Annotated in this window: 19 protein-coding genes; 10 read left to right on the top strand and 9 right to left on the bottom strand. The window is 72.5% G+C overall.

The features are described 5' to 3' along the window. The 5 genes from sucB to ACFQO7_RS36760 all read left to right on the top strand — a co-directional run. Positions 1-917 (top strand): 2-oxoglutarate dehydrogenase, E2 component, dihydrolipoamide succinyltransferase (gene sucB, locus ACFQO7_RS36780; RefSeq protein WP_376810733.1); only part of this gene is annotated, 917 nt, incomplete at its 5' end. Positions 918-1,014: 97 nt separating this feature from the next. Then, on the top strand, positions 1,015-1,659 hold the full coding sequence (locus tag ACFQO7_RS36775; RefSeq protein WP_376810732.1) for an ABC transporter ATP-binding protein: 645 nt from the start codon (positions 1,015-1,017) through the stop codon (positions 1,657-1,659). Positions 1,660-1,720: 61 nt separating this feature from the next. Continuing rightward, on the top strand, positions 1,721-3,310 hold the full coding sequence (locus ACFQO7_RS36770; protein WP_376810731.1) for a DUF6297 family protein: 1,590 nt from the start codon (positions 1,721-1,723) through the stop codon (positions 3,308-3,310). Between the two features lie 54 nt (positions 3,311-3,364). Further along, positions 3,365-3,499, top strand: a complete 135-nt coding sequence (locus ACFQO7_RS36765) for a hypothetical protein (protein WP_376810730.1) — start codon at positions 3,365-3,367, stop codon at positions 3,497-3,499. 30 nt (positions 3,500-3,529) lie between these two features. Next, positions 3,530-4,420 carry a TIGR01777 family oxidoreductase gene (locus tag ACFQO7_RS36760; protein ID WP_376810729.1) on the top strand — a complete coding sequence of 297 codons (891 nt, stop codon included), beginning with the start codon at positions 3,530-3,532 and terminating at the stop codon, positions 4,418-4,420. Between the two features lie 50 nt (positions 4,421-4,470). Here ACFQO7_RS36760 and ACFQO7_RS36755 read toward each other — a convergent pair whose 3' ends face one another. The 4 genes from ACFQO7_RS36755 to ACFQO7_RS36740 form a co-directional block, all read right to left on the bottom strand. After that, entirely contained in the window at positions 4,471-6,147 is a 1,677-nt protein-coding gene (locus ACFQO7_RS36755; protein ID WP_376810728.1) for an extracellular catalytic domain type 1 short-chain-length polyhydroxyalkanoate depolymerase, read from the bottom strand. A 280-nt stretch (positions 6,148-6,427) separates the two neighbouring features. Then, positions 6,428-7,429, bottom strand: coding sequence for an LLM class flavin-dependent oxidoreductase (locus tag ACFQO7_RS36750; protein ID WP_376810727.1), 1,002 nt, complete (start codon positions 7,427-7,429; stop codon positions 6,428-6,430). A gap of 144 nt (positions 7,430-7,573) precedes the next feature. After that, a complete protein-coding gene (locus ACFQO7_RS36745; protein WP_376810726.1) occupies positions 7,574-7,969 on the bottom strand; it encodes an SCO5389 family protein in 396 nt (131 codons plus the stop codon). 32 nt (positions 7,970-8,001) lie between these two features. Continuing rightward, positions 8,002-8,979, bottom strand: coding sequence for an ATP-binding protein (locus tag ACFQO7_RS36740; protein WP_376810725.1), 978 nt, complete (start codon positions 8,977-8,979; stop codon positions 8,002-8,004). 143 nt (positions 8,980-9,122) lie between these two features. Between ACFQO7_RS36740 and ACFQO7_RS36735 the strand changes: the two genes are divergently transcribed. Next, entirely contained in the window at positions 9,123-11,000 is a 1,878-nt protein-coding gene (locus ACFQO7_RS36735; RefSeq protein ID WP_376810724.1) for a DUF6541 family protein, read from the top strand. Between the two features lie 167 nt (positions 11,001-11,167). On the opposite strand, the gene ACFQO7_RS36730 is transcribed toward ACFQO7_RS36735, so the two are convergent. Together ACFQO7_RS36730 and ACFQO7_RS36725 are read right to left on the bottom strand one after the other, a co-directional pair. Beyond that, a complete protein-coding gene (locus ACFQO7_RS36730; RefSeq protein WP_376810723.1) occupies positions 11,168-12,547 on the bottom strand; it encodes a hypothetical protein in 1,380 nt (459 codons plus the stop codon). 114 nt (positions 12,548-12,661) lie between these two features. Then, entirely contained in the window at positions 12,662-14,977 is a 2,316-nt protein-coding gene (locus tag ACFQO7_RS36725) for an MMPL family transporter (protein WP_376810722.1), read from the bottom strand. 182 nt (positions 14,978-15,159) lie between these two features. On the opposite strand from ACFQO7_RS36725, the gene lipB reads away from it, so the two are divergent. Beyond that, positions 15,160-15,822 carry a lipoyl(octanoyl) transferase LipB gene (lipB, locus tag ACFQO7_RS36720; protein WP_376810721.1) on the top strand — a complete coding sequence of 221 codons (663 nt, stop codon included), beginning with the start codon at positions 15,160-15,162 and terminating at the stop codon, positions 15,820-15,822. A 96-nt stretch (positions 15,823-15,918) separates the two neighbouring features. Here the strand turns inward: lipB and ACFQO7_RS36715 are convergent, their stop codons facing one another. The 3 genes from ACFQO7_RS36715 to aspS all read right to left on the bottom strand — a co-directional run bounded on the left by ACFQO7_RS36715 (position 15,919) and on the right by aspS (position 19,868). Beyond that, on the bottom strand, positions 15,919-17,841 hold the full coding sequence (locus ACFQO7_RS36715) for a M48 family metallopeptidase (protein ID WP_376810720.1): 1,923 nt from the start codon (positions 17,839-17,841) through the stop codon (positions 15,919-15,921). Positions 17,842-17,852: 11 nt separating this feature from the next. Beyond that, positions 17,853-18,449, bottom strand: a complete 597-nt coding sequence (locus ACFQO7_RS36710; protein ID WP_376810719.1) for a LemA family protein — start codon at positions 18,447-18,449, stop codon at positions 17,853-17,855. A gap of 141 nt (positions 18,450-18,590) precedes the next feature. Continuing rightward, complete coding sequence (gene aspS, locus ACFQO7_RS36705; RefSeq protein ID WP_376810718.1) at positions 18,591-19,868, bottom strand: aspartate--tRNA(Asn) ligase; 1,278 nt, start codon at positions 19,866-19,868, stop codon at positions 18,591-18,593. A 305-nt stretch (positions 19,869-20,173) separates the two neighbouring features. Between aspS and ACFQO7_RS36700 the strand changes: the two genes are divergently transcribed. Genes ACFQO7_RS36700 through ACFQO7_RS36690 form a run of 3 tightly spaced genes read left to right on the top strand, consistent with a single transcriptional unit; the run spans position 20,174 to position 22,238 of the window. Further along, a complete protein-coding gene (locus ACFQO7_RS36700; RefSeq protein WP_376810717.1) occupies positions 20,174-20,521 on the top strand; it encodes a PIN domain-containing protein in 348 nt (115 codons plus the stop codon). Between the two features lie 55 nt (positions 20,522-20,576). After that, positions 20,577-21,512, top strand: a complete 936-nt coding sequence (gene lipA / locus ACFQO7_RS36695) for a lipoyl synthase (RefSeq protein ID WP_376810716.1) — start codon at positions 20,577-20,579, stop codon at positions 21,510-21,512. A 33-nt stretch (positions 21,513-21,545) separates the two neighbouring features. Further along, a complete protein-coding gene (locus tag ACFQO7_RS36690) occupies positions 21,546-22,238 on the top strand; it encodes a DUF4191 domain-containing protein (RefSeq protein ID WP_376810715.1) in 693 nt (230 codons plus the stop codon). Positions 22,239-22,326: the final 88 nt, after the last annotated feature.

The following is a 22,326-nucleotide window of genomic DNA, read 5'->3' as shown; positions in this document are numbered from 1 at the left end:
TGCTGCGCCAGCTCGCCGCCGACCACGGCGTGGACCTGGGCAAGGTCAGCGGCACCGGGGTCGGCGGCCGCATCCGCAAGCAGGATGTGCTGGACGCGGCGGAGAAGGCCAAGGCTCCGGCCGCCGCGCCCGCCGCTGCCGCCCCCGCCGCGGCTGCCGCTCCGGCTCCGGCCGCCAAGGCCGCGCCCAGCCCGCTGCGGGGCCGCACCGAGAAGCTGTCGCGGCTGCGTACCACCATCGCCAAGCGCATGGTGGAGTCGCTGCAGGTCTCGGCGCAGCTCACCACCGTGGTCGAGGTCGACGTCACCAAGATCGCGAAGCTGCGCCAGCAGGCCAAGGGCGACTTCCTCGCCAAGAACGGCGTGAAGCTGTCCTTCCTGCCGTTCTTCGCGCTGGCGGCGGTCGAGGCGCTGCGGGTGCACCCGAACGTGAACGCGTCGATGGACCTGGAGGCCGGCACGGTCACCTACCACGACGCCGAGCACCTGGGCATGGCCGTGGACACCGACAAGGGCCTCATCGTCCCGGTGATCCGCAACGCCGGCGACCTGAACCTGGCGGGCCTGGCCCGCCGGATCGCCGACGTGGCCGAGCGCACCCGCTCGAACAAGATCCTGCCGGACGAGCTGTCGGGCGGCACCTTCACGCTGACCAACACCGGCAGCCGGGGCGCCCTGTTCGACACGCCGATCATCAACCAGCCGCAGGTCGCCATCCTCGGCACCGGCGCGGTCGTCAAGCGGGCCGTGGTCGTCGACGACCCGGCGCTGGGCGAGCTGATCGTGCCGCGGTACATGGTCTACCTGGCCCTGTCCTACGACCACCGCCTGGTCGACGGCTCCGACGCCGCGCGTTTCCTGGGCACGGTCAAGGAGCGCCTGGAGACGGGCAACTTCGAGGGCGAACTGGGGCTCTGAGCCCGGGTTCGACGAATGCGTGAAGGGCGGTCGGCGTGAGCCGACCGCCCTTTCGCCTGCGGCCGTCCCTGCTGGACGGAGTCGCTACTGTGGCCGAATGCCCGTCATCGTCACCCGTGACCTGTCGGTGGAGCTCGGTGGCGGCACCGTGCTGGACCGCGTGAACCTCACCGCCGACACCGGCCAGATCGTGGCCGTGCAGGGGGTGAACGGCTGCGGCAAGTCCACCCTGCTGCGCTGCCTGAGTGGGCTGCTGCGCCCCGGCGGCGGCGAGGTGGAGGTGCTGAGCGCGGCCCCCTCCGCCGATCCCGCGTTCTGGCGGGAGGTCGGCCTGCTGGCCGAGGAGCCCGCCTGGTATCCCGGCCTGACCGTGCGCGAGCACCTCGAACTGGTCGCGCTGACGCACAGCGGGGCCGCTCCGGTCGACCGCACGCTCGACGAGTTCGAGCTCACCGCTCGCGCCGGCGCGAGCCCGCTGACGCTGTCGTCCGGGCAACGCCAGCGGCTGGCGCTCGCCGCGACGATGGCCCGCCCCAGCCGCCTGCTGCTGCTCGACGAGCCCGAGCAGAAGCTCGACGCCGGGTTCCGCGACCGCCTGGCCGCGATGATCCGGGCGTACGCCGACGCCGGTGGCACGGTCGTGCTGGCCACCCACGACGCGGCCCTGGTCAGCGCAATGGACGCGACCAGCCTGCGCATGCGCGACGGCCGGCTCGCCCGGCCCGGCCCGGTGCCCGCATGATCGCCCGCACCGCCCGGCCCGGTGGCCACCTGACCGCCGCCCGGCCCGGCTCCTCGGCCGCATGACCACCATCCGCACGACCCCGCGCCAGGCCGACGGCACCACCGGCACGTCGGCGAGCGGGCCTGCCACGGCCCGCGCCGCGCGGGCGATGCTCAGCTCCCCCGGCCGGCGGCCCGCCGACCGCCACTGGTCCGACCGCTACCTGCCCTTCGCCGGTTTCGGCGTCGGCGGCGCGCTGCTGTTCGGCCCGTTCCAGCGCCTGCTGGGCGACCTGTCGACGCCGCTCCCGCCCGCCCCGCCGGTGACCGCGCTGGTCGGGCTCGCGCTCGTGGCGGCGGTCCTGGCCGGGCTGGTGCAGGCCGCCGCCGTCGCGGGTCCGGTGCTGCTGACCCCCGCGGACGCGCGCTGGCTGCTGCTGTCGCCGCTGGACCGGCGCGCGGTGCTCACGCCCGCCGCGCTGCGCGCCGCCGCGGCCGCGCTGGTCGTCGGCGCGGTGCTCGGCGGCGCGACGCTGTCACTGCTCGGCATTCCCGATCACGGGGCGCTGCGGCTGGCCGCGGTCGTCGTGTCCGGCGGTTCGGCCGCGCTGGCCGGTGTCGGCCTGGCCGCACTGGCGCAACGGTGCGACCGGGCCGCGCCGTGGTTGCGCCGGATCGCGGGCGGTGCGGCGGCGCTCGCCCTGCTCACCGGCGCGACGATAGCCGCGGCCGGTGGCTCGGTGCGCCCGCTGCCCACCGTCGCGCTGTCGGGAGCGCTCGCCACGGCCGGGGCCGGTGCGCTCTGCGCGCTGGTGACGGCGGTCGCGGTGTGGCGCAGCCTCGCGACGTTCCCCGCGCGGCCGGTGCTGGACGCGGCGGCCCGGCTGAGCGCCGCGGGTGATGCGGTCGTCGCGCTGGAGCCGTCGTTCCTGTCCCGCGTGGCGGAGAACGCGTACTGGCGCGAGCGCCGGCCGCCGTCGGCACCGTGGCCTGCCTGGCCGGGCCCGCTGGTGCTGGCCTGGCTGGACTGGCGCGGACTGCGCCGCCGCCCGGCCCGGCTCGCCGCGCTCGCGTTGAGCACGCTGGTGCCCGTCCTGCTGGCCACCGTGTGGCCGGACCGCCCGCTGCTGTTCGCCGTCGCCGTGCTGGTCCTCGGCCTGGCCGCGGCGAGCGCCGGGGCGGGCGGCGTACGCCGCGAGACCGGCAGCCCCGCCCTGCGCCGCCTGTTCGGTGTCGCCGAGCTGCCCACCGACGCGGCGCGGCTGGCACTGCCCGCGCTGCTCGCCGGGGCCTGGCTCACCGGCGCGCTGGGCCTGCTGGAGCTGGCCGGGGTGCTGCCGGGCGCAGGCTGGGTGTGGCTCGGCCCGGCCGCGGCCGGGGTGCCGGCGGTCGCCGCGCTGCGGATGGCGCGCCGCGGCCACATCGACCACGCGTCCGCGCCCGTGGTGATGCCGATGACCGGTTCCCGGATTCCGGTCGGCTGGCTCACCTGGAGCCTGTCCGGGCTGGACGTGGCCGTGCCGGGCCTGCTTCCGCTGCTGCTGGCCCTGTCCGGTCCGGCCGCCGCCCCCGGCCCGGCCGCCGCCGCGCAGGCGGCGCTGTCCGCCCTGATCCTGTCCGGACACCTGTGGCGCCGCCGCCGAGCGGACCGCCTTCCTCGTCGATCATGAAGTTAGGCCGGTGAAACGCCGTCGAGCCGTGCCTTAAGTTCATGATCAACGAGGGTGGGGCTGGAGGCACATCAGAGCGAGCCCCCGCGGGCCGCGGTGGTAGAACTGACCGCCGAGCAGAACGCCCGCATCGATGCGGAGCTGGCAAGCCGCTTCGAGGAGCTGCGCCAGGCGGTGTCGGCACGCTGAGCCCGCGCCGCGATCGGGCATGATTGTCGTATGCAGATCGTGGTGGCGGGAGCCTCGGGCTTCCTGGGCCGGCCCCTGGTGTCGACCCTGCGCTCGTCGGGTCACGAAGTCGTCCAGCTCGTACGCCGTCCCGCGGCGGACGCCTCGGAGCGGCAGTGGGACCCGGCGGAGCCGATCCGGCTGCCCGAGGGCACCGACGCGGTGGTGAACCTGTGCGGGGTCGGCGTGAGCGACCGCCGCTGGACCGAGGACTACCAGGCGCTGATCCTGTCCAGCCGGGTCGTGCCGACCGCGACGCTGGCCCGCGCGGTCGCCGCGCAGCGTGTCCCGATCCTGGTCAACGCCTCCGGGGTGGGCTACTACGGCGACACCGGCGACCGTGAGGTGACCGAGCTGTCCCCCGCCGGTGACGACTTCCTGGCCGGGGTCTCCAAGCACTGGGAGCAGGCGACCGCGCCCGCCGCGGCCGCGGGTGCCCGGGTGTCGCTGCTGCGCACCGGCTACCCGCTGCACCGCGACGGCGGCTTCCTCAAGGCGCAGCTGGTGCCGTTCAAGATGGGCATCGGCGGCCGGCTGGGCAACGGGCGGCAGTGGGTGCCGTGGATCTCGCTGTTCGACTGGCTGGCCGCGACGCAGTTCATCCTGGACAACGACCAGGTCGAAGGCCCGGTGAACATGGTCGGCCCGGCCCCGGTCACCAACGCCCAGTTCACCAAGGCGTTCGGCGCGGAGCTGCACCGTCCCACGGTGATGCCGATCCCCAAGGCCGCCCTGAAGATCCTCTACGGCGAGTTCGGCAACGAGGCGTACCGCAGCCTGCGGGCCATGCCCGGAGCACTGACCGCGGCCGGCTTCCCGTTCCGCCACCGCACCGTCACCCAGGCCCTGCACGCCGCCCTCACCGACCCCATCCCCGCCTGACCCCGTCGGACCGGGGCGGGCACCCCGGTCCGACGAGTCAGGTCAGGGGGTCAGCACTGGCCGTCGGCGATGACGTAGTGGTTGGGGCCGGTCTGCTTGAGGGTGTGGGTGTAGAAGGTGTTGTAGAGGCCCATGTTCTGGTTCGAGCCGTTGGCGTAGGTGTAGCCGAGCGAGTGATACGCCCGCCCCGCCGCGACCTGCGCGTAGTTGCTGGCGGTGAAGCAGGCCGCCGTCGCCGCCGTGGTCGCCGGCACGGCCGCCGACTGCGCCCCCTCGACACCGGACGAGTTCACCGCGCTGACCGTGTAGCTGTACGCGGTGGACGCCGCCAGACCCGTGTTCGTGTACGACGTCGCGCTGACCGGGGACGACGTGACCTTCACGCCGCCGCGGTACACGTGGTAGCCGGTCGCCCCGGAGACCGCCGACCAGGACAGCGAGACGCTGGTGTCGGTGACCGAGGTGACGGTGAGACCGGTGGGCGCGGCGGGGCCGGGCGGCGGGGTGGCCGCGGTCGTCGCCGAGACCGCGCCGGACGCGCTTCCCTCGCCCGCCGCGTTCACGGCGCGCACGGTGTAGCTGTACGTGGTGGACGCGGTCAGGCCGCCGTCGGTGTAGGACGTCCCGGTGACCGGCGATGACGTGACCTTCGTGCCGCCCCGGTAGACGTGGTAGCCGGTCGCGCCGGAGACCGCCGTCCAGGACAGCGAGACGCTGACGTTCGTGGTGCCCGTGACGGCCAGACCGGTGGGCGCGCCCGGCGGCGTGCTCACGGTGCTGTCGAGGCCGAAGTACACCGCGTCGCGGTACGCCGAGCAGATGGTGTCGAGGAAGTACGACGTCGCGGTGCCGCACTGGTCGGCGCCGCTGCCCGGGTCGACCGGGGTGCCGTGGCCCATGCCCGCGATCTTGTAGAGCCGCACCACGTCACCGCCGTACGTCTCCAGCGTCGTGCTCGCGGGCAGGCTCGTGGTGCCGGTGGGGGTCTGCGAGACGCCGTGCACGTTCGTCCACTGGGTCATCAGCTCGGTGCCGTTGGCAGGCACGACTGTCGAGTCGGACTGCCCCTGCCAGATCGCGACCCTCGGCCACGGGCCGGCGTAGCCGCTGTAGGCGTTGCGGACCAGGTTGCCCCACTGCTGCGGGGTCTTGCTCTGGGCCGCGGACTGGCAGGCGGTGCCGCAGTTGTACGGGATACCCGCGATCACCGAGCCGGCCTTGAACACGTCCGGGTAGGTCGCGAGCATCACCGCGCTCATCGCGCCGCCCGCGGACAGGCCGGACACGTACACGCGGCTCGCGTCCGCGCCCAGGTTGGCGACCGCGTGGTCGACCATCTGCTTGACCGACAGCGCCTCGCCCTGCCCGCGCGCGATGTCACCGGCCTGGAACCAGTTGAAGCAGCTCAGCGAGTTGTTGGCGGACTTCTGCTCGGCCACGATGAGGCCGAAGCCCCACAGGTCGGCGTACTTGCGCCAGCCCGAGTTGGTGAAGTAGCCGGAGGCGTTCTGGGTGCAGCCGTGCAGGAGTACCACCACGGGGCGACCCGCGGGCAGGTTGTCGGGGCGGTAGCTGTACATGGTGAGGTTGCCGGGGTTGCTGCCGAACGAGCTGACCTGGGTCAGCGTCGCGGCCTGGGCGGGGGCGGCCGCGACGGCCACCCCGGCGAGTCCGGTCAGGACGGCGAGCGCCGCGCGGAGCAACCGCGGGGCGGAGGGTCTGGGCATGGCGGGCTCCTCGATAGTGATCCGTGTCACTCCCCTGTGGAGCCGCACGCTACGGTCCGCGGCAACACTCCCGACATGTCCACGAAACACACATTGCTCGCCCCCGCTATGGCGGCGGCGGGTAAATGCCTTCCCTGCGCGCAGGCCGCGGCACGATCCGGCCGCCGCGCAACCCGCCCGCCCGCCACAGCCCGCCCGCGGCCGTGTCCGCTCGCGCGCCCGACGTCCGCCGCCCGAAGTCCGCCGCAGGCCGGCGACAGCCGACGTGGGCGGGCGACGGTCACCCGGTCGCGACGGCGACGCCCGGGACTCGGTCGAGTGCCCAGGCCGTCGGCAGGGCGGCAAGGGTGGCGATGAGGTCCGAGGTCGCCTCGGGCGAGCCGGCCGCCTCGGCCATGCACAACTGGCGGCGTACCCCCGTGGTCTCGGCGCTGTGCGCCAGCGCGGCGGCGACCTCGCCGGGCGGGCCGACCGGCTGGACGCGCAGCAGGTGCTCGACGTGGGCGTCCAGGTCGCGAGCCCGTGGCGCGCCGCCGACCGGGACCGCGGCGCGGATGCCCGCGAGCCAGCGGGGCAGGTTGGCGCGCAGCTCGCGCTCGCCGTCGGCGCGGGTCGCGCAGGGGTACGCCAGCCGCACCCGCGCGTGCTCCGCGGCGCCCGGGTCGTGCCCGTGCGCGGACGCGGCCTGCGCCCACCGGTCCACCAGCCCCGCCACCTCGGCGTCGTCGGCGTGCACGCCGAGCAGCAGCGGCAGGCCGCGCCGCCCGGCCAGGTCCGCGGTCTCCCCCGAGGTCACCGCGACCCGCACCGGCACGGGTGTCGCGGGCCTGGGCACCACGGCCAGCGGCCCGAAATGATGGAACTCCCCGCGCGCTCGCACCTCGGGCGTGCCCGAGAGCCAGCGCAGCAGCACGTCGAGGGACTCGGCGAAACCGCGGCGGTAGTGGTCCATGCCGCGGCCGAGGATCTCGATCTCCTGCCACGGGCCGCCGCGCGCCACGCCGAGCTGGAACCGGTCCCCGGCCAGCGCGTGCAGCAGGGCCGCCTCCTCGCCGAGCACGACGGGATGCCGCGAGCCGAGCACGCAGGCGGCGGTGCCGACGGTGATCCGCCGGGTGCCGGCCAGGATGTGCCCCGCCAGCACGGTCGCCGACGGACACTGCCCGTACTCGACGAAGTGGTGCTCGGCCAGCCAGACCCCGCGCATTCCGGCCTGCTCGGCGGCGCGCGCGTGGGCCACCGCCACGGCCGGACCGAAGGCGCTGGTCAGGAAGATGTCCACGGTCGCTCCCGTCATTCGATCGAATCAGCCCAGCTCACAGCGGCTCACGCGTTAAGAAGGGCACCTTCTATAACGCGGAGCGTTAAGAAGGGCACCTTCTATAACGCGGAGCGTTAAGAAGGTGCCCTTCTTTTCCCTCACGACTCAGCAGTCGCGGAGTTCGGGGGACTGGTTGCGGAGCTGGGCTACCGGGGAGATGAACTCCTGGTAGGTGTCGCCACCGACGGCCGACAGGGCGAACGCGGCGACGCGGTGGCAGTTCTGGAAGGCGAGCTTGATGCCGAAGTGGCGCTCCAGGCCACCCCGGATCGCGTCGCTGGCCAGGGCGCGCAGCAGCTCGCCGCGCTCGGCCTCGCTCGGCGGCGGCGTGCCGTGCTCGCCGAACTCCGCGCCGGGCTCGTCGGCCAGGCGCTGCGCGGCGGCGCTGACCACGGTCCAGGCGTACGGCAGGGACTGGCGCACGCAGTCGACGAACTCGGCGTCGTCGACCTGCCCGGCCTCGGCCCGCTCCAGCAGCGCCACGGGGACGTCCAGGGACATGATGTTCTCCTTCGTTCGGGACGGCGGTGCCGTCAGTGGTGTCGTGCCAGCTCGAGCCGCTGCGGCCCGAGCACGAACGCGGGGTCGACCTGGGCGGCGAGGTCCTCGCCGCTGCGGGCGTTGCCCCAGGCCTGCGCGTTGCGCAGGTGGAACTCGACGGCCTGGGCCGTGTAGCGCGGCCAGTCCTTACCAACACCATCCACAGTGGACCGGATCCTGTCCAGTGCGGCACGGTTGGCCTGCTCCAGCTCGTTGATCGGCTGCGGGGCGCCGCGCTCGGCGGCGCGCACGAATCGAGAACGGCTGATCCAGGTGAGCAGGTCGTCGCCGACGTGCTCGCGCAGGAACGCGACGTCCGACTCGTCGTCGATCTTGTTGCCGATCACGTGCACCCGCACCCCGAAGTCGCGGGCGTAGCCGATGTACTGCCGGTACACCCCCACGCTGCGCAGGGTCGGCTCGCACACCAGGAAGGTGGCGTCGAATCGGGTGAACAGGCCGGAGGCGAAGCTGTCCGCACCGGCCGTCATGTCCACCACGACGTACTCCCCCGGCCCGTCGACCAGGTGGTTGAGCAGCAGCTCGACCGCGCCGACCTTGGAGTGGTAGCAGGCCACGCCCAGGTCCTCGGTGGCGAACGGCCCGGTCACGGCCAGCCGCACTCCACCGACCGGGCGCACCAGCGCGTCGTAGATCGGATTGCTGCCGCCCACCCGCAGCAGCCGGGAGCCCTCCCCCGGCGGGGTGGTCTTGACCATGGCGGCGGCCGAGGAGATCCGCGGATTGTCGCCGCGCAGGTATTCCTTGATCTTGTCCAGGTGATCACCGAGCGACGGGAGCAGGACGGCCTCGTCCTCGCTGATCCCGAGCGCCGTCGCCAGGTGCTGATTGATGTCGGCGTCGATGGCCAGCAGGGCCGCGGGTGTTGTCGCCGCCGCGAGATGCCTGGCCACCAGCGCCGCAAGGGTGGTCTTACCGCTACCGCCCTTGCCGACGAATGCCATCTTCATACTGCTATTGATAGTCATTTTCAATAGGCCGGTCAATCACCCCGCGTATCCCGCGCGTGTCGCCCCGTGACCCCCGTTCGGGGCGGTGTGACGCCGTCCGGCGGCCGGTGGAGCGGGCACGGCTCGCTGATAAACTGCGCCGAGTGTCGATCGCCTCGCCTGCCGCCCCGCTGAGCCCCGCCGACGACCCGGTCGTGGACACGCCGGAGCAGGCGACGGCCGCCGTGCGGACCCGCCGCCGACGCGCCGACCTGCTGGTCGCGGCCACCGCACTGGTTCTGGCGGTATGGGTCACCGGCGCGCTCTGGTCCGACCCGGCCCACCGCGCCAGCGGCGTCAACTCCGGTGACCAGGCGTTCTTCGAGTGGCTGCTGTCGTACGGCGCGTACGCGCTGACCCACGGCGCCGACCCGCTCTTCACCCACCTGCTCAACGTGCCGGACGGGGTGAACCTGGCGGTCAACACCTCGATCTCGGTGTACGCCTTCGTCTTCGCCCCGCTGACCATCCTGGCCGGCCCGGCGCTGACGTTCCTGGTCATCCTCACCCTGAACCTGGCCGGCACCGCGTACGCCTGGTACTGGCTGTTCTCCCGGCACCTGGGCGCGAACCGGATCGGCGCGGCCGTCGGCGGCCTGTTCTGCGGCTTCGCCCCGGCGATGATCTCCCACGCGAACGCCCACCTGAACTGGACCGCGCAGTGGGTGATCCCGCTGATCATCGCGCGCTGCCTGCTGCTGGTGCGCCGGGACAAGCCGGTGCGCGACGGATCGCTGCTGGGCCTGCTCATCGCGGTCTGCTTCTCCATCGCCGCCGAGGCGCTGTTCTTCACCGCGCTGGCGCTGGGTGTGTTCACGCTGGTCTGGGTGCTGTTCCGGCGGGACGAGGTGAAGGCGCTGCTGCGCCCGGTGCTGACCGGGCTGGGCAGCGGCGCGCTCGCCGCGGGAGCGCTGCTGGCGTACCCGCTGTGGCTGCACTTCGCCGGCCCGCAGCGATACCACGGCACCGGCTTCGACCCGCGCATCCACAACGAGGACCTCGCCGCGTACGCCGCCTGGCCGGAGCGCTCGCTGGCCGGAGCGGTCGGCCTCAACGGCGACCTGGCCGCGAACCCGACCGAGGAGAACTCGTTCTTCGGCCTGCCGTTGCTGCTGCTGGTGATCATCGGGCTGGTGGTGCTGTGGCGGCGCACCGACCGGGCGCACCGGGCCAACCTGCTCGGTCTGGGCGTCACCGCGGGCGTCTTCCTCGTGCTCTCGCTCGGCCCGGAGCTGCGCTGGCTGGGCAGCCTTACCGGCATCCCGATGCCCGAGGCGCTGATCGGCGGGCTGCCGGTCTTCAACGCGGCGCTGCCGTCGCGGCTCGCGCTGATCGTCGCGCCCGTGTTCGGGCTGGTCCTGGCCTGGCTGGCCACCGCGCTGAGCCGCACCGACGGCGGCAGCATGAAGGTGTCCCTGCCCGGCCCGCGCTGGGCCTGGGTCGCCGGGCTCACTGTCGCCCTGCTGCCGCTGGTCCCGACCCCGCTGCTGGCCCGCGAACGCGCCGCCGTGCCGGAGTTCTTCGCCTCCGGCCAGTGGCGCGAGTACGTCGCCGACGGCGGCACCGTGGTCCCCGTGCCGATCACCAACGACCTGCTGCCCGACGGCCAGCGCTGGCAGGCCGCCGCGCTCGCGGACGCGGCCGGGGCGGGCGAGGGCGTGTTCCGCCTGCCCGCGGGCTTCTTCCTCGGCCCCGGCGGACCGAACGGCACCGGCCGCATCGGCCCGATCCCCCGCCCGACGCAGACGCTGCTGGAGACGGTCGCCAAGACCGGCGCGGCCCCGGCGGTCACCGACGCCGACCGGGCCGCGCTGCGCGAGGACCTGCGCTACTGGAACGCGAGCATCGTGGTCCTCGGCGACGACGTGCACGGCGCGCACTGGCCCACGTACCAGCCCGCCCTCAAGTCCGTGATGACCGACCTGCTCGGCCCGCCCCAGCGCGTCGCCGACGTCTGGCTCTGGAAAGTCCCCACCACCTGACCCCACCCCACCCGGCCCCGCCCCCACGCTGCCGCAACTCTTAAAGACTCGCGCCTTCCATCACCGGCAAATGCCGTGACTCTTTAAGAGTTGCGGCACGCGAGGGGTTGCGGCACGCGAGGGGTTGCGGCACGCGAGGGGTCGCGGCACGCGACGGGTCCACGGCTCTACCAGCGCCAGGCGGTGCGGGTCAGGTGCGGGGTGACACGGTCGCGCCAGGCGGTGGTGAGCTGGGCGGCGATGCGGCGGATCAGGGGTGTGCCGAGCCAGCCGAGCACGACCGCGCTGTAGGCGGCGCTGATCCACTGCCCGCCGGTCAGGTGGGCGAACTGCCAGGAGACCAGCGGGTACCACAGCGAGCTGTACTCGGGCGAGTGCCAGCACAGGGCCTCGACCGACTGCGGGGTGCCGAAGCAGGCGGCCGGCCACAGTTCGTGCCAGAACAGGCTGTTCAGACCGATCCAGACCGAGAGCACCAGCACGGCCAGCGTGATCAGGTTCGCGCCGAGCCCGGCCTGGCGGTGGCCCAGGCGCAAGGCGAGCGCCAGCGCGGCGGGCAGGATGCCGGCCAGGAAGAAGCGCGGCCCCCAGGACATCCCGGCGTACCAGGCCCACCAGGGGGCGTACACCAGCACCAGGCCGCCGACGAAGATCAGCCAGAGCCGCTGGATCCGGGCCAGGTCGATGCCGGTCGGGCCCAGATCGGCCAGGGCGCGGCGGGTCGGCAGGAACATGCCCGGCAGGTACCAGACGAGGCCGCGGCCGAAGGCGAACAGGATCGCCAACACCCCGAAGAAGAGTGGGTACGAGAACCCGGGCCGCCCCGAGAACGGCATGACGTCCTTCGCGCCCCGGTCCCCGGCGTACCCGCCCTTGCGGGCCAGGATCTCCACCAGCACCAGCGCCGCGGCGACGGCCACCGGCACCAGCAGCCGCAGCCGGCGGTGCCGCCAGGTCTCGACGAGGCTCACCAGGCCGAGCCCGGCCACCGTCGCGGGCGTGTTGACCGCGCCGAGCACCGCCGCCGCCCAGCCCCACCCGCGCCGCCGCCCGCGCACCACGACGACGATGCCGACCATGACGCCCATCATGGTGAACGGCTCGCTGCCGTAGTGGCCGACGTCCGGCGCGAGCATGCTCGCCGCGACCGTGATCAGCATGAACCGGCGGATCAGCGCGCCGGGGACCAGCCCGCGCAGCAGCAGCCCCAGCGCGACCAGCCCGGCGGTGAAGACGACCAGGTTGAAGTACCTGATCCCGGCCTCGGGCGTGGCCACGGCCCGGCCCAGCAGCCACAGCGGCGCGGAGAACAGCGGGCCGACGATGGAGTACTCGCTGTCGTTCAGGCGTCCCTCGCCGAGCAGCAGGCTCAGGCTGTGCAGCCGGTCCTGGCCGTCGGCCACGGCCGCGACCTGCTGGCCCCAGACCAGGCGGGCCAGCCCGGCCACGATGAGCAGCGTCTCCACGACCGTCGTCCAGGGTGGACGCCGCCGCGCGGGCGGCTCGGACAGGTTCTCGGCGGCGGGTGCCATGGTGGTCAGCGACACGGCGTCACCTTACGCACCGCCGTACCGGTCGGCCCGCCGCCGCTGCCGCAACGCAGAAGCGCACCTCCGGCCGGTTCTCGGCCGAAGGTGCGCTCCGCCCCCACCCCGGGGCTGTTACGGCAGGTCGGTGACCTTCTCGGGGGCACTCGACCGCCAGAGCCGGCCCGGCCACCATACGAACCGGCCGATGTCGACCGTCAGCGCCGGCACCAGCAGCGAGCGCACCAGCAGCGTGTCCAGCAGGACGCCGAAGGCCACCGCGAACGCGATCTCGACCACGAAGACCAGCGGCAGCACCGCCAGCGCCGCGAACGTCGCGGCGAGCACCACACCCGCGGAGGTGATGACCCCGCCGGTCACCGCCAAACCCTTCAGGGTGCCCGGCGTGTGACCGAGCTTGGCGGCCTCCTCCCGGACCCGGGTCATCAGGAAGATGTTGTAGTCGACACCCAGCGCCACCAGGAACACGAATGCGAACAGCGGGTACGACGAGTCGGCTCCGGGAAAGCCCAGCAGGTCCTTGAAGACCACGCCGGAGATGCCCAGCGTGGCCAGGTAGGACAGCACCACCGTGGCGATGAGCAGGATCGGCGCGATCAGCGAGCGCAGCAGCACCATCAGGATCAGGAAGATGACGCCCAGCACCAGCGGGATGATCACGTTGCGGTCGCGCTGCGAGGTGTGCTGCACGTCGTAGTTGATCGCGCTGAACCCGCCGACCTTGGCGTCCGCGCCGTCGATCGCGTGCACCGCGGCGCGCAGCCGTTCGACCGTCGCCAGCGCGGCCGGGGAGTCGGCGGCGTCGGTCAGCGTCGCGTCGATCCGCGCCATACCGTCGACGATCTTCGGCTCGGGCAGCGGCGGCACCACGACCGGCGCCTGCGTGCCCTGGCCGGTGGTTCCGGTCTGCCCGGTGGCGGGCGTCTCCCCCGTCGCCGGGGTCTGGCCGGGTGCCGGGGCCTGGCCGGATGCCGGGGCCTGGCCCGGCGTCTGGCCAACGCCGTTCACCGGCATGACCGGCATGCCGGTGAACGGGGCGGCCTCGGCCACGCCCTTGGTCTGGCGTACCGCGAGCAGCACCTGGTCGAGCTTCTCGGCCCGGGTCACGATCTCGGCGGGGCTGCCGGTGCCGCCCGGGAAGTGGGCGGTGGTCAGCTCCTGTGCGGAGACCGAGTCGGGGTGGCCGGTGAAGCCCTCCGACTGCGGGATGCCGTCGGCGTCCAGCCGGGTCAGGCCCGCTACACCGGCCAGCAGCAGCACCGCGGTGCCGATCCAGACCAGCCGGGCCCGGCGGCCGACCAGCGCGGACACCTTCGCCCAGAGGCCCTTCTCCTCGACCGGCGCGGAGCCGAACTTCGGCCGCACCGGCCAGAACGCCACCCGGCCGAGCAGCGCCAGGATGGCCGGCAGCAGGGTCAGCGAGACGGCGAGGCTGCTGGCGATGCCGATCGCGCCGACCGGGCCGAGGCCCTTGTTGGAGGCGAGGTCGGACACGAGCAGGCAGAGCAGGCCCAGGATCACGGTCGCGCCACTGGCCAGGATCGGCTCGAACGAGGCGCGCAGCGCGACCCGCATCGCGTCGTACCGGCTCTCGGTGTGCCGCAGCTCCTCGCGGAACCGGGAGACCAACAGCATCGCGTAGTCGGTGGCCGCGCCGAGCACCAGCACGTCGAGGATGGCCTGGCTCTGCCCGGAGACCGTGATGATCTCCTCCTTGGCCAGCAGGTAGACCACGCCGTTGGCGAGCGCGAACGCCAGGCCCGCGCCGAAGAGCACGACCACGGGCAGGATCGGGCTGCGGTACACGATCAGCAGGATGACGCCGATGATGCCGACGGTGACGCCGAGCAGCAGGCCGTCGATGGAGCCGAAGACCTCCATCATGTCGGTGAGGATGCCGCCCAGACCGCCGACGTGGGCGTTCAGCCCGTCGGGCAGGCCGGTGTGGTCGCGGATCCAGGTCACGTCGGCCATGTTCTTCTGCGCGTCGGTCTCCGTGAACAGCACGGTGACCTGGGCCGCCTTGCCGTCGTCGGAGTAGTTCGGCAGCATCGGCACGTCGGCGAGGCGGCTGCCCAGCTCCCGCTTGATCGTGGCGAGCTGCTCGGCGATGACCGTCTTGTCGGCCTCGGTCAGCCCGCTGTCGCGGCCGTAGACCAGCTGCGCGGGCACCACGTCGAGCCCGGCGAACTTCTTGCTCAGGTCGAGCACGACGGTCGCCTCGGCGCTCTCCGGCAGGAAGGAGGCGTTGTCGTTCTTCTGCACCTCGGCCGTCTTGCTCGCGAAGCCGCCCATGGCCCCGCCCAGCACCAGCCAGACCACGAGCCCGAGCGCGGGCAGCAGCCAGCGCCGGCGACGTGGCCGCGGCGGCGCGGCCGCCTCCTGCTCCGGTGCGGCCCGGAGCTCCTTCTTCTCCCGCGTCGCCGTCATCGCGAGGCGTCCTTTCCGTGCGTGCGGAGCATGGTTGGCACAGCGTGACACTATTCGTGAAAGTTTTCACAAGCGTGGCTGCGCACACCCTACCGATCGCGAGCCGGGCCCGCATTCACGGGTACGGGTGACGCCGAGCACCTTCCCTGGCCGGCCACGCGAGCGCGAGTAGCCTGAGCAACGTGACCAGCATCGTCTCGCCGGCACTCGCGGTACGCCGCGCCGGCACCGTCGAGTATCTGACCGCCTGGGACGAGCAGCGCCGCCTGCACGCCGGTGTCGTCGAGGGCACCGAGCCGGACACCGTGCTGCTGCTGGAACACCCCAGCGTGTACACCGCCGGCAAGCTCACCGAGCCCTGGGAGCGCCCGTTCGACGGCACCCCGGTGGTGGACGTGGACCGCGGCGGCAAGATCACCTGGCACGGCCCGGGGCAGCTCGTCGGCTACCCGATCATCAAGCTGCCCAAGCAGCGTGGCGGGCTGGCCGACGTGGTCGCGCACGTGCGGCGTACCGAGCAGATGCTCATCGACGTCTGCGCCGAGCTGGGTGTCGCCACCACCCGCATCAAGGGCAACAACCGCTCCGGCGTATGGGTGCGCGAGGACGAGCGCGGCCCTGACCGCAAGGTCGCCGCGATCGGCATCCGGGTAGCCCGCGACGTCTCACTGCACGGCTTCGCGCTCAACTGCAACCCCGACATGACCTGGTTCGACCGGATCGTGCCCTGCGGCATCACCGACGCCTCGGTCACCTCCCTCAGCGCCGAACTCGGCCGCGAGGTCACCATCGACGAGGTCCTCCCCATCGTCGAACGCCACCTCCCGAAACTCCTCACCACCTGACCCGCCCCTCCCCATGGCGCAACTCCTAAAGAGTTGCGCCATCAGGCCGCCCGTGTCCGCGCAGGTCTTTAAGAGTTGCGCCGGGGTGCCGTGGCGTCAGGCCGGGAGGGTGGTCAGGGGTGGGAGGGGGCAGTGGAGCATGCCGCAGATGGTGCGGGTGAGTTCCTGTTCGGTGACGGTCATGGTGCCGTCTTCGGAGATGACCGCGACCACGGCTTGGATCAGGAGGGACTTGTCCTGCGGGGCGAGGCCGTCGAGCAAGGGCCAGGCGGCGTCGAGGGCCAGGACGCCGTGCTGGGGGGCGGTCATCGGCATCGGCTGTCCGGGCAGGATCATGGCCAGGCCGACGTGGTACGCGCGGTCGGCTGACGCCTCGTCCGGGTGGCCGGCGCGGGCCAGCACCGCGAGCAGCGAGGCGATCGCGTTGCGGCAGGTCGCGAGGCTGTGCGTGCGGACCGGCCAGGGCGGGGTGTCGTAGGTCGCCTCGTACAGATCGCGGTGCAGCAGCCGGGACAGGGCGTACTCGAAGACGCTGACCCGGCCGTCGGCCCTGGTCAGGGCGTCGATGGTGCCGAGCAGGTCCTGTCGGGTCGCGGCCGGGTGGGCGCGCAGCGCCGGGAAGCAGAGCTGGGCCAGCGGCAGCCGGAGCAGCGGGTGCAGCCCGGTCAGCCAGCCCGCGGCGGCGACGGTGTCCGCGACGGCGGCCTCGCCGTGCCGTTCCCGCAGCGCCGCGAGCTGGCTGTCGGCGACCTCCGGCTGCTCCGACAGCAGCAAGCCGAACACCAGGGAGGGCGCGGTGTCGCCGCGCCGGGCGCGGGCCAGGATCTCTGGCGGGAAGCGCTCCAGGATGGACTCCGCCCGCTGGTACGCGGGCTGCTGCGGTGCGCCGACGGAGGCGGCGACCGCGTCGGGGCGTACCGCCATCCGGGTGTCCTGATCCGGCAGCTGACCGCCCTGCTCGGCCGGGGACAGGCCCATCGCGGCGTCCTCGACCAACCCCGAGGGCGGCGCGGCACGCCACCTGCGCGCGAGCACGTCGAGCTGCGCCGGGTCGAAGCCCGGTTCCAGGGCCCGGATGCGGTCGGCCAGCGGCGGGTGGGTGGCGAACAGCGAGCGCAGCCGGGCCTCACCGAACAGCATGTGGCCGACCTCGTCGATCTTCGGCGTGGACAGCCGGGACCCGGTCTCCAGGCCGCCGATCTTCTTGAGCGCCCCGGCGATGCCGGAGGTCTGCCGGGTGAACTGCACCGCCGACGCGTCGGCCAGGTACTCCCGCTGCCGCGACACCGAGGCCTGGATCAGCCGCCCCGCGAACACGCCGATCGACCCGGCCACGATCAGCGCGATGCCGATCAGCGGCAGCGGGTTGCTGCCCTGGTTGTCACGCCGGTCGCGACCGCCGCCGAACGCGCCCGCGTACAGGAAGGTGCGGCCGACGATGGCCAGGAACAGGATGCCGAACAGCAGCCCGATCAGCCGGATGTTGATCCGCATGTCGCCGTTGAGCACGTGGCTGAACTCGTGCGCGATGACGCCCTGCAGCTCGTCGCGGTTGAGCCGGTCCAGCGCGCCGCGGGTCACCGCGATCGCCGCGTCGGCCGGGGACCAGCCCGCCGCGAACGCGTTGATGCCGGGCTCGTCCTCCAGCACGTACACCTCGGGCACCGGCACGCCGGAGGCCAGCGCGACCTCCTCGACCACGTTGCGCAGCCGGCGCAGCCGCAGGTCGGTGGTGTCCTCGGGGACCAGCACCCCGCCCAGGTCGCGGGCCACCTTGCCGCCGCCGGCGCGCAGCCCGATGGTGCGGAACAGCGACGCCAGCAGGATCGCCCCGCCGGTCAGCACCGCGGTCCAGAACATCAGCCAGGCCAGCTCGGCGGCCGGGGCCTCGAACGCGCCCAGCGCCCACGCGACCGCCAGGCACACGACCGCCACGATGGCGAGCACGGCCAGCACGTAGAGCAGGACCAGGCGGAACGACATCCGCTTGACCTGGCGCTGGCGTTCGAAGAAGTCCATCGGCGCGGCGGTCAGAACTGCACGCGCGGCGCCTCGCGCTTGCCCGGGTCGTCGATCTCCAGCAGCGCCGCCCGGTGGAAGCCGAACGGCCCGGCCAGCAGGCTGCCCGGGAACGTCTCCCGCTTGTTGTTGTACGCCAGCACCGCGTCGTTGTAGCCCTGCCGGGCGAACGCGACCCGGTTCTCCGTCGAGGTCAGCTCCTCGGACAGCTGCATCATGTTCTGGTTGGCCTTGAGGTCCGGATAGGCCTCGGACACCGCGAACAGCCGGCCCAGCGCCTGGGTGAGGCCGTTCTCGGCCCCGGCCAGCCCTTGCATCGCGTTCGGATCGCCCGGGTGACGGGCCGCGTTGGCCTGCGCGGTCATCGCGGCGGTCCGCGCGGCGGTCACCGCCTCCAGCGTCTCGCGTTCGTGCTTGAGGTAGCCCTTCGCCGTCTCGACCAGGTTCGGGATCAGATCGTGGCGGCGGGTGAGCTGCACGTCGATCTGCGCGAACGCGTTCTGGTAGCCGTTGCGCGAACGGACCAGGCCGTTGTAGAGCGACGCCACCCAGGCCACGATCGCGATCACGATCAGCAGCAGGCAGAGCCCTCCGAGCAGGAGATCCATGCCCTCACCGTGCCACCAGATCATCCGTCTTGCCTGGCAATCGGGCGTTTGAGCGGCCCGGACACACCCGATTGCCAGGCAGGTCGGTGGATCGAGCGCCGCGCGACCCGGTGTGGTGGGCCGCGCGGCGGGTCTGTGGTGTTACGGGGTGACGCGGTGCAGGTCGCGGGGGTACGCGGTGACCTCGCGGATGTTCTGCGCCCCGGTGATACGGGCGACGAAACGCTCCAGGCCGATCGCGAACCCGCCGTGCGGCGGCATGCCGTGGCGGAACGCCTGCAGGTAGGGCTCGTACGGCTCGGCGCTCTCCCCGCGCGCGGCCAGCGCGGCGAGGTAGTCGCTGTGCCGGTGCAGCCGCTGCCCGCCGGTGACCAGCTCCAGGCCCCGGAACAGCAGGTCGAAGCTGTTCGACCAGCGCTCGTCGCCGGGCTGCGGATGGGTGTAGAACGGGCGCTTGGCCATCGGGTATCCGGTGACGAAGACGAACTCGCTGCCGTGCTCGCGCTTGGCCCACTCCCCGATCGCCCGTTCGTGCGCGGGCGCGAGGTCGGGCTCGTCCGCCGGCGCTCCGGCAATGTTGAGTGCCTCGCTGAAGTGCAGGGCCGGGATCTCGGCCGGCACCTCGGGCAGCTCCAGTCCCGCCACGGCCGCGCTGAGCGCGCCGACCCGGGCGACCATCGCCGCCACGGTCTCGCGCAGCACCGCCATCACGTCGCGGTGGTCGCCGATGAAGCCCAGCTCCGCGTCGAGCGAGGTGTACTGGGCCAGGTGCCGGGTGGTGTCGCTGGGCTCGGCCCGGAACACCGGCCCGACCTCGTACACCCGCTCGAACACGCCGACCAGCTGCTGCTTGTAGAACTGCGGCGACTGGGCCAGGTAGGCGGGGCGGCCGAAGTAGTCCAGCGCGAACACGTTCGCCCCGGACTCGGTCGCCGTCGCCACGATCTTGGGCGTGTGGATCTCGGTGAAGCCGAGCGTGTCGAGGCCCTCGCGGAAGCCGGCCGTCGCCGCGGCGCTGATCCGCAGCGCGCGGGCCCGGGACGGGTGGCGCAGGGACAGCGGGGCGTGGTCCAGCTGCGTGGGCAAGGTCGGCGTCAGCACCGGCCGGTACAGGTCGAACGGCGTGGGCTGGGCGGGCTCGCCGAGCAGGCGTACCGCCGGTTCGGTCAGCTCCACCCCGCCGGGCGCGGCCGGGTTCGCGGTGACCAGGCCCTCGACGGCGACCACGGTCTCCTCCGGCAGCGTCTCCAGGAATTCGCGCAGCTCCGGTGCGGTGACCACGACCTGGCTGAGCCCGGACGCGTCGCGCACGATGAGGAAGGAGACCGATTTGAGCAGCCGGCGGCGATGGATCCAGCCGGCGATGGTGATCCGCGCGCCCACATGGCGGGGCAGCTCGACGGAAAGGATGCGTTGCATGGTGTGTTACCTCCGGTTCTTCCGCAACGCCATCCCCAAAGGGGTGTGGGCGGTTTGGGAACCCGCGGTGCCACCACACCTTCACCCGGATGATCCGGGCCTCTACCAGCCGGTGAGCGGAGCCACACGGGCGGCTGCACGCCGACCCGACCCGGGCGTCACTCCGGTGATTCACCCCGCCACTGCTGTTGATCAGGAAGTTACCGACCGGTGTTCCACCCGCGCAACCCCATTTCTTGTATGCCGATCCGCCCTCGCATATATTGGACCCGATAGACATACAAGGCAGGCTCAACGCCGCGGCGATGCGGCGGCTCAGCGAGCTGTCCGCCGACGACCAGCTCGCGGTCTGCGTGCCGGCGGTGCTGGAGATCCTCGTCGCGGCCCGCAACGGCCGTGACTGGCTGCAGATGCGCAACGCGCTAGGCCTGCTCCCCCGGGTCGAGTTGAGCGATCCGCTGGCCGTGATCGACCTGCACGGCGCCCTCACCCAGCGCGGCTGGCACCGCACCCCGCCGGTCGACGTGCTGGTCGCGGCCACCGCGGCGGAACACCGCCTCACCGTGCTGCATTACGACCGCGACTTCGAGCGGCTCACGGCGGCCAGTGGCGGGACACATGAGTGGGTGATTCCCGCCGGTAGCGGGCACTGAGACCTCCGTTACCCACCGGAAGATCAAGGCCGTTTCGGCGCGTACGCTGGCGGGCATGACCATCGTCGCTCCCGAGGGCCGGCGCCTGCTGCGCGTCGAGGCCCGCAACGCCGAGACCCCCATCGAGCGCAAGCCTGAGTGGATCAAGGTCAAGGCGAAGATGGGTCCCGAGTTCACCCAGCTGACCTCGCTGGTGAAGCGGGAGGGCCTGCACACGGTCTGCCAGGAGGCGGGCTGCCCGAACATCTACGAGTGCTGGGAAGACCGCGAGGCGACCTTCCTCATCGGCGGTGACCAGTGCACCCGCCGCTGCGACTTCTGCCAGATCGACACGGGCAAGCCCGCCGAGTTCGACGCCGACGAGCCCCGCCGGGTCGGCGAGTCCGTCGCCACCATGGGCCTCAAGTACGCCACCGTGACCGGTGTCGCCCGCGACGACCTGCCCGACGGCGGCGCCTGGCTGTACGCCGAGACCGTCCGCCAGATCCACGCCCTCGTCCCGGGCTGCGGCGTCGAGCTGCTCATCCCCGACTTCAACGCCGTCCCGGAGCAGCTCGCCGAGGTCTTCTCGGCCGCCCCCGAGGTGCTGGCGCACAACGTCGAGACGGTGCCGCGCATCTTCAAGCGCATCCGCCCCGCGTTCCGCTACGAGCGCTCCCTCGACGTGATCACCCAGGCCCGCAAGGCCGGCCTGGTCACCAAGTCGAACCTGATCCTGGGCCTGGGCGAGGAGCGCGCGGAGGTCTCGCAGGCACTGCGCGACCTGCACGAGGCCGGCTGCGAGCTGATCACCATCACGCAGTACCTGCGCCCCACTCCGCGCCACCACCCCGTCGAGCGCTGGGTGAAGCCCGAGGAGTTCGTCGAGCTGCGCGAGGAGGCCGAGGAGATCGGTTTCGCGGGCGTGATGAGCGGTCCACTGGTGCGTTCGTCGTACCGGGCCGGTCGCTTGTATCGTCAAGCCCTCGACGCGCGCACCGCCGCCGCCTGAACCTCCCGCCGTCACCAAACCTAGGATCCGTCTATGGCAAAGGCCGAAGAAAAGGTCAGCTTCCTCCAGCGGTTGAAGCAGATCGGCATGGTGTTCAAGTTCACCGCCAAGCAGGACAAGTGGTTCACGCCCCTGGTGGTGGCCGCCATCGTGCTGCCGCTGGCGATCACCGTGGCGCTCTTCCTGTACACCGGTGCCTGGATCTGGATCCCGCTGGGCATCCTGACCACGCTGCTGGCCGTTCTCATCGTGCTCAACCTGCGGTCCAACACCGCGATGATGAACATGATGGAGGGCCAGCCCGGCGCGGCCGGCCAGCTCGTCGAGCAGATGCGCGGTGACTGGCGGGTCAAGCAGGCCGTCTCGGCGACCACCCAGTTCGACGTGGTGCACCTGGTCATCGGCAAGCCCGGCGTCATCCTGCTCGCCGAGGGCAACCCGGCCCGGCTCAAGCCGCTGCTGGGCGAGCAGAAGCGCCGCCTGACCAAGGTCATCGGCGACGCCCCGCTGTACGACTACATCATCGGCGCCGAAGAGGGCCAGGTGTCCATCCGCAAGCTCCGGATGACCCTGATGCGCCTGCCCCGCAACCTGTCGGGCAAGGAGGTCAACGCCCTGGACCGGGCCCTGACCGCCCTCAACGCCCGCCCCCAGATGCCCCGCGGCCAGCTCCCCAAGGAGTTCCGCCCGCCGCGCATGCCCCGCGGCGGCGGCCGCCAGCGCTGAGCCCCAAGGAAGGGCACCTTCACATCGCTATGCGTCAATGCCGGGAAGTTAAGCCCGGGTAGGGAGTTTCGGCTGGTTGATCTGCACC

It is taken from the genome of Catellatospora aurea, assembly GCF_042663325.1.
GTDB classification, from domain to species: domain Bacteria; phylum Actinomycetota; class Actinomycetes; order Mycobacteriales; family Micromonosporaceae; genus Catellatospora; species Catellatospora aurea.
Note: the sequence above shows the minus strand (reverse complement) of the source record. Positions and strands in the feature narration are given on the sequence as shown.

What these genes read in the sequence shown, in the direction of transcription:
- ACFQO7_RS36775 (WP_376810732.1), top strand. Translation starts at nt 1,015, where the DNA reads ATGCCCGTCATCGTCACCCGTGACCTGTCGGTGGAGCTCGGTGGCGGC.
- ACFQO7_RS36770 (WP_376810731.1), top strand. Translation starts at nt 1,721, where the DNA reads ATGACCACCATCCGCACGACCCCGCGCCAGGCCGACGGCACCACCGGC.
- ACFQO7_RS36760 (WP_376810729.1), top strand. Translation starts at nt 3,530, where the DNA reads ATGCAGATCGTGGTGGCGGGAGCCTCGGGCTTCCTGGGCCGGCCCCTG.
- ACFQO7_RS36755 (WP_376810728.1), bottom strand. Translation starts at nt 6,147, where the DNA reads ATGCCCAGACCCTCCGCCCCGCGGTTGCTCCGCGCGGCGCTCGCCGTC.
- ACFQO7_RS36745 (WP_376810726.1), bottom strand. Translation starts at nt 7,969, where the DNA reads ATGTCCCTGGACGTCCCCGTGGCGCTGCTGGAGCGGGCCGAGGCCGGG.
- ACFQO7_RS36740 (WP_376810725.1), bottom strand. Translation starts at nt 8,979, where the DNA reads ATGAAGATGGCATTCGTCGGCAAGGGCGGTAGCGGTAAGACCACCCTT.
- ACFQO7_RS36725 (WP_376810722.1), bottom strand. Translation starts at nt 14,977, where the DNA reads ATGACGGCGACGCGGGAGAAGAAGGAGCTCCGGGCCGCACCGGAGCAG.
- ACFQO7_RS36715 (WP_376810720.1), bottom strand. Translation starts at nt 17,841, where the DNA reads ATGGACTTCTTCGAACGCCAGCGCCAGGTCAAGCGGATGTCGTTCCGC.
- ACFQO7_RS36710 (WP_376810719.1), bottom strand. Translation starts at nt 18,449, where the DNA reads ATGGATCTCCTGCTCGGAGGGCTCTGCCTGCTGCTGATCGTGATCGCG.
- aspS (WP_376810718.1), bottom strand. Translation starts at nt 19,868, where the DNA reads ATGCAACGCATCCTTTCCGTCGAGCTGCCCCGCCATGTGGGCGCGCGG.
- ACFQO7_RS36700 (WP_376810717.1), top strand. Translation starts at nt 20,174, where the DNA reads ATGCGGCGGCTCAGCGAGCTGTCCGCCGACGACCAGCTCGCGGTCTGC.
- lipA (WP_376810716.1), top strand. Translation starts at nt 20,577, where the DNA reads ATGACCATCGTCGCTCCCGAGGGCCGGCGCCTGCTGCGCGTCGAGGCC.
- ACFQO7_RS36690 (WP_376810715.1), top strand. Translation starts at nt 21,546, where the DNA reads ATGGCAAAGGCCGAAGAAAAGGTCAGCTTCCTCCAGCGGTTGAAGCAG.